Genomic DNA, 12,578 nt, shown 5'->3' with positions numbered 1-12,578 from the left:
AGGCCCAGTGGACTTAGAAAAGATCATCTATCTGGACAAATACACCAAGGTCAGCTCATAAAAAAGGGCCGATGGAAATATCCATCGACCCTCTTGCTACCCGGTCCGGCCAACCCAGATCCACTTTAAGTGAACGGCTTGCCCGAAGGAGGCCTTTTTCACTTTGGAACGTTCTATCCCGATTACTTCCGGGCTTCGGCCGCCTTCTCTGCGGCATCAAAGTTGGCCTGGATTCGCTGCAACAGGTAGTCCCGTGCAGAGATCGGCGGGTATTTCTTTCCCGGCCCCTGAATAACCTGCTCTTTGTTCGCCTGACAGAAGAACGCCATGCTGTATCGGGGCCCCTTGTATTCGCCCTCTTTCGGCATCCTGACCCGATGCAGGGTCGACTTCAGACGGTCATCGCTCCAGCGCATCAGCATGTCGCCGATATTGCAGGTAATCCGGTCCTCTTTCGGCGCCACAGTGAACCACTCCCGGTCATCACCTTTGCCCTCGGCGTCTTTGCCCGGGCTGACCTGCAGGCCACCCTGGCCTTCCTGCTGGAACACCATGGTCAGGCAATCAAAATCGGTATGGGCCCCGGCGCGCCAGATGGATTCATCCAGGCGGGCATCGTCGGCCAGGGGCAAATAGTGCAGCAACCGGAGCGTGCTCTGATAATCCTCCAAACTGCGATCATGGGCCCGGCCAAAGAAGTCCCTCTCAAACCCGAGACGATCGGCAAAGCACGACAGAACCGTCATACCCAGCTGCCAGGCGCGGTTCTCGAAATCCAGCATCACCCGGCTGAATTCCGGGACCACCGTCTGGTTCGGCCAGAGATCATCCATGTGTGGGAGCGTAATCTGGAACGACTCTTTCTCATCCGCCGTTCCGGTGGACGGCCGTACCTGTGACTTGAACTCCCAACCGGAATTCAGTCCTTTTTTCAGCGGATACTGTTGTTTGCTGCTTTCCGGCAACGCAAAAAAGCACTCGGACAATGCAAAAGCCTGCTTGATCAGGTCGAGTTCAAGCCCGTGATTGGACAGTTGAAAAAAGCCCACGTCAGTGGCAGCTTGCCAAAGCTGATCAGTGATCTCTTCTCTACGGCGATCAAAGTCGGACAGATCGATAACGGGTATGTCCCCTTCGACCTCCCGACCCATACCACCAAAGGTCGTTTCCAGGTCCAGTTCTTTCAGCGCGTATTTTTCTGCAGTGTGAGTCATTGTGCCTCCCGGCATATCGCCAATGATTAGAACGGTTTCCGAAAGCAAACATGGCAGGAATGCGGGAGGCAGTGCATGGCCATCGCCGCCAACCGCGCCTGCAGGCACTTTCGGTCGACGACTGAGCAATGACCCGAAGTCGCGTGTCTGGCGATTCCTGACTGCTTCTACTCAGACTCGCAGGCGATCCCCGGAGGAACCTGACCTGCCATGCAAAAAGATGCAGCATTTGTGCCATATGACTAGCTCTGCAACCGCTTTGAAATTCAGGGGCCCGGGCCTGCACGGCGTATCAGGGCGAGCTTCAGGAGAGCCATTCGAGTGCAGCCTTCGGAAGCCTCGCACCAGCGTGGCGCATTAAAACCGCCGACAACGAGGCAGCACCTACTCTGACCAACCGGTCAGCAAATGGCCGCAATCTTGCATTGCAGTCCGGGGTAACCACCATTCAGAAGAGTAGAAGCGGTCAGAGGAACGCGCGATACCGGCAACACCTCGGGACATTGCTCTTGAACATCGAGAGGAGCAACCATTGGACTACCTTATCAAGAACGCCGTCGCAGTCGCGTCCACCGGGTTTTCGGATGCCCGGGACCTGCGCATCCGGGGCGGATACATTACCGAGCTGGGCAACGCCCTCGCCCCCACACAGGAGGCCCCGGAAACCGTCATTGATGCGTCCGGCTGCGTGGTCTGGCCAGGGTTGGTGAATACCCACCATCACCTTGCCCAGTCCATCATGAAGGGCGTACCGGAAGGGCTGAATCAGGATCTTGGAGGCTGGCTCAGCAGCGTACCCTACCGCTTCTGGCCAAAGGTGACGCCAGAACTTATGTACCATGCCGCTCGTCTGGGACTGTATGAACTGATTCGTTCCGGCGCCACCACTTGTGCCGACCACCATTACCTTTACCACAGCACCACCAGCTCGGAGTTGGAAGACGCCGTCTGGCAGGCCGCCGAGGAACTCGGCATCCGGATGGTTCTGTGCCGGGGCAGCGCCACGGAAACCGGCTCCCATGAAGGCATGATCGAACACAAGATCGAGCCGGAAAGTATCGACCAAATCATCGACCGCCTCGACACAACCCGAAAAAAACACCATCAAGCCGGGCCAGACGCCATGAAAAAACTGGTTGTGGCGCCGACCAGCCTGATCCATTCCAGTTCTCCGGAAGGCCTGAAAGCCCAGGCGCAATGGGCACGGGAAAACAAACTGAGAATGCACTCGCACTTGCTGGAGGTAGACTTCGACGAAATTCAGGCCCATAAGAGATATGGTCAGAGCGCGATCGATTATGCGGAATCCTGCGGTTGGCTGGGGAAGGACGTCTGGTACGCGCATCTGGTTCACAGTGACGCTCATGCCATCGAACGCCTCGCCGCCACCCAGACCGGCATCGCGCACTGCCCCACCTCAAACTGCCGCCTTGGCAGCGGGATTGCCCCGGTGATCCTGATGGCTGAAGCCGGTGTGCCCATTTCCCTGGGAGTAGACGGTTCGGCCTCTGCCGAATCCGGATCGATGCTGCAGGAACTGAACCTGACCTGGTTAATTCACCGGGCTCAGAACGGGCCCGATGCCACGACACTGGAGCAGGTTCTTGAATGGGGAAGCCAGGGTGGCGCAGACCTCCTTGGTCTGGAAAATACCGGTAGCCTGGCCGTCGGAAAAGCGGCGGACCTGGTGCTGTATGACGTCAACAATCCACGCTTTGCAGGCGTGCACGCTCCACTGATGTCACCGCTTATGTGCGGTGAGCCGGTACACGTCAAGCACAGTTTTATACACGGCAAGCGCATCGTCAGCGACGGATGTGTCGCCGGCCTTGACGAAGCGGACTTGACACGAAGCGTCCGGAATAGCGTTGCGGCACTCCTGAAAAACGCCTGAACAAGCACTTCCCATAATAAAGCCGGCAGGCCACTTACCTGCTGGCTTTTTATGGGCAAAAGCGCAAGCTTTTATTGCGGCAGCGTAGCGGTCATACCTTCAACGTACCAGTTCATGCCAGCCAACTCTTCCTTGGTCATTGAAACACCTTCAGGCACCCGAAGTTCGCCCGACTGGTCTTTCAGGGGACCAGTGAACGGATGGAACTCACCCTTGTCGATTGACTCCATTACCGAATTCACTTTGGCGCGCTGTTCATCGGTCAGGCGCTCTGAGATACCAACCACCTGAATCACGTCGTCAGAAATCCCGCCCCAGTAATCGGCCGGCTCCCAGGCCCCGTCCATGACCGACTGCACGGTATCGATATAGTACGGCGCCCAGTCATTTACCACAGACAACAGGTGCGCATCGCCACCAAACTTCCGCATATCAGAGGCCTGACCAACACCCCAATTGCCTCGCTTGTCTGCTGCAATCAGCGGTGCCGGGCTGTCGGTGTGCTGAATAATCACGTCTACCCCCTGGTCCATCAGGGCATTGGCTGCATCAGCTTCTTTAGCCGGGTCGAACCAGGTGTTGACCCAAACGACCTTGAGCTCAATATCCGGATTCACCTCCTTGGCACCCAAGTACACGGCGTTGATGTCGCGAATGACTTCTGGAATAGGGAAAGAGGCGATATAGCCCAGGGTATCGGTTTCGGTCACCAGACCAGCGGCCGTTCCAGTGACATAGCGACCTTCATAGGTGACGGACAAGTAGGTGCCAAGGTTTTCACCTCGCTTGTACCCCGTGGCATGCAGGAAGGTAATGTCGGGAAATTGCTCTGCTACACGGGCCGTCGGATTCATGAATCCAAAGGAGGTGGTGAAGATTACATCATTGCCGGCCTGAGCGAGTCGCCGAATGGTACGCTCTGCGTCAGCACCCTCACTCACGTTCTCGACATAGGTGGTAGACACTTTATCGCCAAAATGCTCTTCAAGGGCCAGACGCCCCAAGTCATGCTGATAGCTCCAGCCGTGATCCCCGACGGGACCAACGTAAACGAAGCCAACCTTCATGGGGTCTTCTGCCAGTACGGACATGGACATACTGAGTGTGGCAGCAAGTACCAGGCTAGATTTGGGTTTCATGGATAATCTCCTGAGCTTTTGTTTCATTTCGCGTTTTGGTTTAAATCGCTTACTAGACGGTCACAGCAAAAAGCTGGCCAACTGCTCAGGTTTTTCAGTCCATTGTTTTAACTAACATTTATGAAAGCTTCACCCCGCTCCAAGAAATACCGGGCACCAACTTGGATCAGTTTCTTCTGACTGCACCTCAACGACTCGTTTACCTTCGCTAGGGTGAACTCCATCCAGCGCAGCGAATCAAAGGTCATTCTTGAGGAATCAGAAATTCTCACTCGGGAGTACCACGGGGTTCCAGCCCTTTCCACAACCGATTTTACCACGACAGATCCCTTTTCAATCTTGATCGGAAAATCTGCTTTTCCAGCTCGTCATGGTTCATCTGCGCTAATGCCTGCCTCTTCGCCAAAACTCGGAACTCGCGAAGCCAACAACAACGTGACCCGGCGATCGGGCTTGTGGCAGTCTTTAAGATCATCACCTCTCTTGCCTTTGCAACCTTGCCCGGTCACCGAGCTATCCTCGCCGTGGGCCGTGTCGTTACCGTAAGCTCTTCAGGTTCTGGTTCATGCTCTGGTGCGAGCTCAGCCACGACCTGTGGCTGCCCGGTGATGCTCACATCACATTCCGACACAGCCAGTTCTTTCGTCCACTCTGTGGTTCTCCAGAACCAGCGTGCCTTCGCCGGTTTTCATCAAGCCGTTGTTGCCGCTGATCACACTGTCGATGGTGGCCTGATAGCCACTACTGGCCGTCGGCTTCCACCGCGCCATCCACATCAGATACCTTTACGGTGCCGGCATCCCCCGCAAAGATGGCAAAGCCGGGGCTGGGGATCATGGGACCGGTGACAGAACCGCTGGCATCGGTCCAGACGGAATTCGTCGCTGTCCAGGTGCCGTCGCCGCCGCCCTGGGTAGTGCCGCTGACCAAGCCGTTGGCGTTCCAGAAATTCAACGTGGTGCCACCGGTGTTGATCAGGTTGATCTGTTTGTCGCCGGTAAGGTATTGCAGGCCGTAGGACGGATCCGGGCTGGCCAGCTGCAGGCCACCGTTGCTTCCGGAAAGGGAGCCGGTGTAATCAAACAGGCGGTACAGGCCCCGACCAAAGCTGCCGGTGTCGTTCAGGGTCAGCGTGGCACCATTGATAGCCAGATCGCCGTTGATGGAAACACTGTCGCTGGAGCCCGGTGTCGAGAAATCAACGCTTGGCGCACCAAACTCGAAATCCAGCAGGCTGCCCTGGGCCAGGGTCAGGTTGCCGTCGACGGTGAGCGTGCCCAAGCCTTCGCCCGGCGCCAGGGGGGCCGCCGGATTGCACCGTGGTATTGCCCAGTGCGCCGCTGCCGCCCAGCAGGCCACCTCTGTTCACGGTAAAACCCACCCCATTCATGGCGCCGTTCTTGATCAGGTTACCGTCACCAGAAATTGCACCGTCATAGAGGTAGTCGTTGGCCCGATTGATTTCCAGGGTGCTGACACGACTGAAGTGCAGATCCCCCACAATGGAACCGGTATTGCCGGCGGCACCAAGGGAAAGGCTCGCACCATTGTTAAGAACGGCAGAGCCAGTAAAGGTATGGTCGCCAGTCCAGATGACGTCCGAGCCAATCAGACCGAAGTGCCCCCCCCCCTCACTCACCCATCAGTCCTGAGCAGTGCCTTCCGTTAACGTCCAGGCGCTGCCACCGGCTTTTTCAAAAGATTCGAATCTACGAAAAATATCGGAGGCATCCGTTCCAACTAACGAAGTATCAAAGGTGCCATCAGCGCTGCCGCCCAGTGCCAACACATCATTATTGCCATTAGCCTGCACATTGCCGCCCAGGCTATAACCGTTTTCTAGGGTCAGGCGATTGTCACCACTGACAAAGTGAGCCGCCGTTGCTTGGTTGGCACCCGCATTGACCGTACCGACCTGGGTCACCGCCAGGGCGGAATCGGTGATGCAGTAACCACCCACGCCATCTGTGGCCGTTGTGTCACCGCTTCCGCCTGTACCGCCGTCACCACCCAGCACCTGAGCACCGGCGTCGATACGAATATTGGCGCTGGCGTCTACCAGGATCCCTGCGCCGCCATCGCCACCTTAGCCGCCGTTACCATTAAATAGTCAGACTTCCCGCCGGCCCCGCCGTTACCGCAATGCTCAAAAGGCGGAGGGCTGCTGCCCACAATCACCGGCACGGCACCAAAGTCGAACCCTGTGGTGGAAAGCGGCGTTCCGGTTACATTCGCCAGCTCCATAGACAGAAAGTTCCTGCTGCCCTGCAGATCCAGCGTGCAGCCATCCGATGCGCGATTGAAACCGTAGCTGCTCATTCCATAGGGCTCCAGCACCGTATCAATCGCACTCGCCAGTGCGATAAATCGGACATTGGTGTTAATGGTAATAATCGATATAACACCGTCGACCGTCACACTGAACTGATCACCATCATTGATGCCGGCCAGCGTTGTCAGGTCCGTTGCCCAATCTACCCCGGCAGGTAATTCAGCAGCCAAATATCGGCGCGCCCCGGTAAACAGCAGGCTCATGCCGTCGCCGCCGTCTCCGCCGTTACTGAACAGGCTGCCATGGTAGCCATTCTCACCACGCCCCCCGGTGGTACCGTCATGGCCTGTGCCATCAGCACCATCCGGCGCGGAACAGGCCGGCACCGAGATCAACAACAGGAAAGAAAAAGTCGCGCTGGAAACAGAGTAGAATCCAACACGGGCAAGGCAATGCCCCCAATACGGCGCTGAATGATGAGCGACATAACGACTCCGACATATAATTTTCTGTTATAAGCGATGTAGGGTAGAAGGCGGGATGGGCAAGAACTACTTATTGTTTTTATCACTTTCCGGAGTTTTATCATTTTTCGCCGCAGTCATACGCCGGCCAAGGGCGGGAAACCCTAGAAACACAAATCATGGCGCATCATCATGAAAAAGCTGGACGACCTTTCATTGCAGGGCAGCATTCATACTTTGAATATGTCCGGCGGGAACACTTTTGATATCCCCGGCGTTCGTGGGCGCATGGAGCGGCTTCAGTTTGCCAGTGGCATTGTGTTGACCGGCTGGAATACGAGGTGCTGGAAGACTGTTTTCTTGACATGCAGGGATCCTCTACCGAACCCTGGATCGAGAGCGCCCTGCATCTACAGGGACAGTCGGAACTGGCTTGCCCCAATGGGGAGCGCCATACGCTCCACCCTGACGCGGCCTTGCTGATGCGCGTTGACCAGCAGGGCTCGCAGTTCCAACTGCACAAAGGGCAACTGGTTCGTCATGTTGGTGCGTCTTCCACATTGAGCACATTGCGCCCACGCTTCGGCGGCAATTTGCCCGCCACCCTCAAGGCATTTGACGTGCCCTATGGGGATAGCTGCCATATTCGCACCATGACGCCGAGCGCGCGTTTACGGCAACTGGGCTCTGGATTGTTTTCTCACCACGCCAATGGCGCTTGCCGCGACTTGAAGCTGGAAGCCATCGCCAACCTCTTTTTGTCTGAACTGATTGAAGGATTTGAGGAAGGCTCCGACGCCGATGACACACTGCCGCCGTGGGAAGAGCAGGCCTACCAGGATCTTCTGGATCAGATTAGCGGCGCCCTGGACTCCACGCTGTCCATCCCGGCCCTGGCCGATCGGGTGGGACTGACCGAAAGCCGACTGGACCAGTTGTTCAAACAAAAGCACGACCAGACTTGCGCCGAATTTATCCGCAATGAACGCATGAAGCTGGCTCTTCGTCTTCTGGAAGACGGCAGCCACCCTGTCAAAGTCGTGGCAGACAAGGTCGGCTACGGTTATGTGAGTAACTTTTCCCGCGCCTACCGAGCCCGTTTTGGTGAAACACCAGCACGGACTCTGCGTCGCGGTGCGTCCGAGTAACGGGGTAGAACCCGTATCCGCTAGAGAATAAGTGGACACTATCGATAACCTGATCACGGTTGATCATCCGGCAGCGCACCTTCTTCACATTTCCTGCAGTCAAGCTCAAGCTCCAGCATCGACTCTCTACCTACCGCCGAAGTGACCCAAGGGCGGTTCACCCAAGGCGGCGAATGACGCACATGCTGATTATGGCCGCATGCCAACTGAGCGACCCAGTGGTTTTCCTTGTCTTTGTGATAGCCAGTGATGGGTTGTTTCATAAGTTCCGATCCTACCCTGTTTCCTCGCACCCAAGCCGCCCGAACTGTTTCCGCAACCACACCCGCCAGAAGCCCGAACAAGGGGTCGGCCCAGACGGTCACCAGTGCGGTTGTCGCGATAACCGGCCAGCAAGACGGCTTCGCGGCCCAGAGACGCCTGGACATGGCAAGCTCTACAGCCGCTACCAACAACAAGGCCCCGAGACCCACCACCGGAATGGCAGCGATCAATGATAGCCCCCCGGCAGGAAAGCAACCATGAGCAAAGCGGTTCCCAGCACAATGGGAGCCATGCCGGTTCCGGCACCGAAACGATGGTGCGCGGCCACGCCTCCGGCGCCATGACACATGGGCAGGGCGCCGAGCGGAACGAGAAACAGGTTCGCCAAGCCCGTCGTCACCGACAGTCGGGCTGGCGACACGCGATGAGATTGCTCACCGAAGTAATCCCCAACCACCAAGGCGGTCAGTACGATGGCATTGGTGATCGTAAGCGCCAGTTGAGGGAACACCAGCATGGACATCGCCTGCTGCCAGCACACCGCTGGCGACCAGGCTCTGGGACGTCACCTCGGTGGTCAGCAACAGCGCAGCAACCGCTTTCATGGGTTGTACCGGTATCGGCAGCCGATAGTACAACCCCGTTGCAATGTAGAACGCGGCAAACCCCAGCATTACGGGTATCGGTGCCAACCCTGCCACGCCAATTGCTCCAAGACTCAGTGGCAGCAAGGTACCGATGTCACCCAGCGCCCCGCTGACCTCCTTCACTGAATCTTTCGGGTTCAAGGGCATGCGCGCTCCTGATTCTTGGCCAGTTTTTATTAACGTTATTATTGGCAACTCTCACGCGTTATAGACGACATGTCCCAACTCGGTGATGTCGTAACCGCCCAACGCCTCGGCGCGCTGGACGAAGCGCTCGCTACCGGCAAACGCCAGCAGCCTCTGCATGGCCGGATCAAAATAGTGGCGCCGGCGCATAGCCAGATCAAAATGCTCCTGCTGCAAAGGTATAAAAGCGAGCCCCTGGCGCCGCGCCGCCGCTTCGATTCCCACGCCAACATCCGATTCGCCCTGTCGAATGGCCAAGGCGAGATCGTCTTCGCTAAGCGACGGATGTGTTGCCCACGTGAGGTGTTCGGCATCTATGCGGTGTCGAGCAAGCAAGCTCTGCAGTAAATGGCTAACGCCGGCATCAGGCTGGCGATGCGCGAGACGTATGCCCGGGCGGGCGATATCCTCCAAGCGGGCGAGTCGGTGAGGGTTATCGGCGGCTAACAGGAGCCCCTGCTGGCGCTTCGCCCAGCGAATCAGCACCAGGTCACGCATGCCACTCAGCCCCAACGTGACAGGATCATTGTAGTCCCGGCTATCGGCGTGCCAGATATGCATCCCCGCGAGCATTGCGCGACCGGCGATTAACCGTTGTACGCCATCACCACTCCCCTGGCACAGCAGCGCCAGTTCCGCGCCGCTCTCTTTCACCGCCCACTCCAACAATGGATCCTGGCTGCCTGCCAGGACCGGCGGGGTCGGCGAACTGACAGCGTCGTCACCTTCCAGGTGGTTCATCAACCACAGATCAATACGCTGGCGTGGAAACAACAGCTTTCCGGTCACCCGCACACAGGGAATGACGCCCTGGCTGACCAGATCATAGACTTTGCGCTCTTTCAGGCGCAGATACTCGGCAGCTTCGGCCGTGGTGAGGTAAGCGGGAAGCGTCATTGATCTCTCCTGCCGCCTGGAAAAGCACTAAACTGTTTTTAGCTGCATATTTTTCAACAGGCTGTGCAAAGCGTAGTCAGAAACTCCACGATGCTCAATAACAAGGAGACGCAGCTGTGGAAAATAATGCGTTTTACGTAGCGCTGTCGCTACTGCTAAACCTCGACGCTTCGCTCTTTCAGATCGTGGCGCTTTCGCTGCAGGTGTCGCTTCTGGCGGTACTGATCGCGGCTGTGCTGGGGTTTCCCCTCGGGGCGGCGGTGGCACTGTGGCGCTTCCCCGGGCGCAGCGTCATGATTGTCGTGCTCAATGCCCTGATGGGATTGCCGCCGGTGGTGGCTGGGCTCGCCGTCTATTTACTGCTCTCGCGAGCCGGCCCGCTGGGTGAGTGGGGGTTCCTGTTTACACCCGGGGCCATGGTCATTGCCCAGGTGGTACTGGTGTTACCGATTCTGGCCGCGCTCTCGCGCCAGAAGGTGGAAGAGCTTCTGGGTGAATACCGCGAGCAGTTTATGTCACTGGGTATGTCCCGTTCACGCATGATGCCCACCCTGCTGTGGGATGCCCGTTTTGCGCTATTGACTGTTCTGCTCGCCGGCTTTGGCCGCGCCAGCGCCGAAGTGGGCGCGGTGATGATGGTGGGCGGCAATATTGATGGGGTCACGCGGGTCATGACCACCGCCATTGTGCTGGAAACCGGCAAGGGCAACCTGCCCTTGGCGCTGGGGCTGGGAATCGTGCTGCTGACGCTGGTCATGCTGATCAACGCAGGTGCCTTTTTGGTAGGTGAACTGACCAGAAGGCGGATAGGATGACTTCATTTAACGTTCCACTCCTTGCTTCGGCTGCCCTCCTTCCGCCACCAACGCTGCGTTTTGATGGCGTAGCCTTCAGCCAGCAGGGTAAGGCACTGCTGGGCCCCTGCTCATTCACCCTGGACGGCACCGGCCCCACCCTGGTGATGGGGCCTAACGGGGCGGGCAAGAGTCTTCTGTTGCGGCTGGCTCACGGTTTGCTCCCACCGACTCAGGGACGGGTGGCCTGGTCAATTGAGAGACGCCCCCGCCAAGCGATGGTGTTCCAGCAACCGGTACTGTTGCGCCGCTCAGCCTTGGCGAATCTCGTTCACGCGTTAGCGGTGAATAATGTCCCCCGCAAGACACGTACAAAGATCGCTTGTGAGGCGCTTGAGCATTTTGGGCTGACCCCGTGCGCAAACACGCCCGCGCGCGTACTCTCCGGCGGCGAGCAGCAGCGCCTGGCACTGGCCCGTGCCTGGGTACTTGCTCCCCAGGTGCTGTTTCTGGATGAACCTACCTCCGCACTCGACCCGGCGGCGATTAAAGGCGTGGAGGCCGCGGTACGCGAGTTTCATCAGCGGGGAACGCGCATCGTCATGACCACTCACGATCTGCATCAGGCGAGGCGCCTTGCCGGGGATGTGTTGTTTCTCTCTGGCGGGAAAGTGTGTGAACACACCTCTGCCGAAACCTTTTTCAATAGCCCCGTCTCGCGGGAGGGGCAAGCGTTTATTGCCGGAGAACTGATGGAATAGTTCGGCTCTGACGGTTTTGCCGACGCGTTACTCATTGGACGTTCGAAACACGCAAAAGGAGACAGCAAGATGAAAAAGGCATTAATCCTTGTACTCGCAAGTGTCACCGGCATGAGCGTGGCGCTCGGCGCTTATGCCGATGACTACATCACCCTGGCCTCAACGACTTCAACCCAGAATTCGGGGCTGTTCGACGCCATTTTACCGCAGTTCGAAGAGGCCACCGGCATCGACGTGCGGGTGGTGGCGGTGGGCACCGGTCAGGCGTTTGAAATCGCCCGCCGCGGCGACGCCGACAGCCTCCTGGTACACGATACCGCCGGGGAAAAACGCTTTGTCGAAAACGGCTTCGCCAGCGAGCGGGCCGATGTCATGTACAACGATTTCGTGTTGATTGGCCCTGCGAACGATCCGGCGAATATCGGGAAAGCACAAAGTGCCGCCGAGGCCTTCGCGGCGATTGCCCATGCCAAGGCACCCTTCACCTCACGCGGCGATGACAGCGGCACCAACCGCGCCGAGCTGCGCCTCTGGGAGAACGCCGGCGTCAGACCCGACGGCGACTGGTACCGCGAACTCGGTAGCGGCATGGGGCCAACGCTCAACACCGCTGCGGCCATGGATGCGTACGTGATGTCGGACCGCGCCACCTGGGTGGCGTTTGGCAACCGCCAGAACCTGACGCTGCTTTTTGCCGGCGACGAAGTGCTGTTCAACCAGTATGGTAGCTTGCTGATCTCCGAAGAGAAGCACCCGCACCTTAAACACGATCTGGCGAAACAATGGCATAACTGGCTGATTTCCGGGGATGGCCAGCAAGCGATCGCGGACTTCGAGGTGGACGGACAACAGCTGTTTTTCCCGAATGCCAAATAGGCTAATCTCTGGGGACGTGCAT

Annotated in this window: 16 protein-coding genes; 5 read left to right on the top strand and 11 right to left on the bottom strand. The window is 57.8% G+C overall.

Going from position 1 to position 12,578, the window contains the following annotated elements:
* Positions 1 to 182 precede the first annotated feature (182 nt).
* Positions 183 to 1,214, bottom strand: coding sequence for an isopenicillin N synthase family dioxygenase (locus tag AC13D2_RS18840; RefSeq protein WP_041332570.1), 1,032 nt, complete (start codon positions 1,212 to 1,214; stop codon positions 183 to 185).
* Positions 1,215 to 1,746: 532 nt separating this feature from the next.
* Between AC13D2_RS18840 and AC13D2_RS18835 the strand changes: the two genes are divergently transcribed.
* Entirely contained in the window at positions 1,747 to 3,108 is a 1,362-nt protein-coding gene (locus AC13D2_RS18835; RefSeq protein ID WP_041332569.1) for an amidohydrolase family protein, read from the top strand.
* Positions 3,109 to 3,179: 71 nt separating this feature from the next.
* Here AC13D2_RS18835 and AC13D2_RS18830 read toward each other — a convergent pair whose 3' ends face one another.
* The 6 genes from AC13D2_RS18830 to AC13D2_RS18805 all read right to left on the bottom strand — a co-directional run bounded on the left by AC13D2_RS18830 (position 3,180) and on the right by AC13D2_RS18805 (position 6,905).
* Positions 3,180 to 4,247, bottom strand: coding sequence for a BMP family ABC transporter substrate-binding protein (locus tag AC13D2_RS18830; RefSeq protein ID WP_041332568.1), 1,068 nt, complete (start codon positions 4,245 to 4,247; stop codon positions 3,180 to 3,182).
* Between the two features lie 617 nt (positions 4,248 to 4,864).
* Complete coding sequence (locus AC13D2_RS18825) at positions 4,865 to 5,017, bottom strand: hypothetical protein (RefSeq protein WP_158498346.1); 153 nt, start codon at positions 5,015 to 5,017, stop codon at positions 4,865 to 4,867.
* Positions 4,989 to 5,528, bottom strand: a complete 540-nt coding sequence (locus AC13D2_RS18820; protein ID WP_482939025.1) for a hypothetical protein — start codon at positions 5,526 to 5,528, stop codon at positions 4,989 to 4,991. The genes AC13D2_RS18825 and AC13D2_RS18820 overlap by 29 nt, the downstream gene beginning before the upstream one ends.
* Positions 5,446 to 5,886, bottom strand: a complete 441-nt coding sequence (locus AC13D2_RS18815; protein ID WP_143071185.1) for a hypothetical protein — start codon at positions 5,884 to 5,886, stop codon at positions 5,446 to 5,448. Before AC13D2_RS18815 ends, AC13D2_RS18820 begins: the two co-directional genes overlap by 83 nt.
* Before the next feature lie 3 nt (positions 5,887 to 5,889).
* Complete coding sequence (locus AC13D2_RS18810; RefSeq protein WP_292049959.1) at positions 5,890 to 6,264, bottom strand: hypothetical protein; 375 nt, start codon at positions 6,262 to 6,264, stop codon at positions 5,890 to 5,892.
* Positions 6,265 to 6,302: 38 nt separating this feature from the next.
* Entirely contained in the window at positions 6,303 to 6,905 is a 603-nt protein-coding gene (locus AC13D2_RS18805; RefSeq protein WP_143071184.1) for a hypothetical protein, read from the bottom strand.
* A 443-nt stretch (positions 6,906 to 7,348) separates the two neighbouring features.
* Here AC13D2_RS18805 and AC13D2_RS18800 point away from each other — a divergent pair, with 443 nt between their 5' ends.
* Complete coding sequence (locus AC13D2_RS18800) at positions 7,349 to 8,131, top strand: AraC family transcriptional regulator (protein WP_213479947.1); 783 nt, start codon at positions 7,349 to 7,351, stop codon at positions 8,129 to 8,131.
* Positions 8,132 to 8,184: 53 nt separating this feature from the next.
* Here AC13D2_RS18800 and AC13D2_RS18795 read toward each other — a convergent pair whose 3' ends face one another.
* From AC13D2_RS18795 to AC13D2_RS18780, 4 genes are read right to left on the bottom strand one after another with little or no spacing between them, the layout of a single operon-like run.
* Positions 8,185 to 8,625 (bottom strand): DUF3565 domain-containing protein, encoded by a 441-nt coding sequence (locus AC13D2_RS18795; RefSeq protein ID WP_374700702.1) that lies wholly within the window; start codon positions 8,623 to 8,625, stop codon positions 8,185 to 8,187.
* Positions 8,622 to 8,912 (bottom strand): putative sulfate/molybdate transporter, encoded by a 291-nt coding sequence (locus AC13D2_RS18790; protein WP_228301442.1) that lies wholly within the window; start codon positions 8,910 to 8,912, stop codon positions 8,622 to 8,624. The genes AC13D2_RS18795 and AC13D2_RS18790 overlap by 4 nt, the downstream gene beginning before the upstream one ends.
* Positions 8,830 to 9,189: a putative sulfate/molybdate transporter gene (locus AC13D2_RS18785; protein ID WP_228301443.1), complete on the bottom strand. Its 360-nt coding sequence runs from the start codon at positions 9,187 to 9,189 to the stop codon at positions 8,830 to 8,832. Before AC13D2_RS18785 ends, AC13D2_RS18790 begins: the two co-directional genes overlap by 83 nt.
* 51 nt (positions 9,190 to 9,240) lie before the next feature.
* Complete coding sequence (locus tag AC13D2_RS18780) at positions 9,241 to 10,125, bottom strand: helix-turn-helix transcriptional regulator (protein ID WP_041332563.1); 885 nt, start codon at positions 10,123 to 10,125, stop codon at positions 9,241 to 9,243.
* 116 nt (positions 10,126 to 10,241) lie between these two features.
* Here AC13D2_RS18780 and AC13D2_RS18775 point away from each other — a divergent pair, with 116 nt between their 5' ends.
* The 3 genes from AC13D2_RS18775 to AC13D2_RS18765 all read left to right on the top strand — a co-directional run bounded on the left by AC13D2_RS18775 (position 10,242) and on the right by AC13D2_RS18765 (position 12,556).
* The gene (locus AC13D2_RS18775; protein ID WP_041332562.1) at positions 10,242 to 10,940 is read left to right on the top strand and encodes an ABC transporter permease; all 699 of its coding nucleotides are present in this window, start codon (positions 10,242 to 10,244) and stop codon (positions 10,938 to 10,940) included.
* The gene (locus tag AC13D2_RS18770; protein WP_278366718.1) at positions 10,937 to 11,680 is read left to right on the top strand and encodes an ABC transporter ATP-binding protein; all 744 of its coding nucleotides are present in this window, start codon (positions 10,937 to 10,939) and stop codon (positions 11,678 to 11,680) included. Before AC13D2_RS18775 ends, AC13D2_RS18770 begins: the two co-directional genes overlap by 4 nt.
* A gap of 69 nt (positions 11,681 to 11,749) precedes the next feature.
* Complete coding sequence (locus tag AC13D2_RS18765) at positions 11,750 to 12,556, top strand: ABC transporter substrate-binding protein (protein ID WP_041332561.1); 807 nt, start codon at positions 11,750 to 11,752, stop codon at positions 12,554 to 12,556.
* The last annotated feature ends 22 nt before the right edge of the window (positions 12,557 to 12,578 follow it).

The organism is Marinobacter sp. B-12 (genome assembly GCF_056857915.1).
This window is presented reverse-complemented; position numbering and strand designations above follow the sequence as displayed.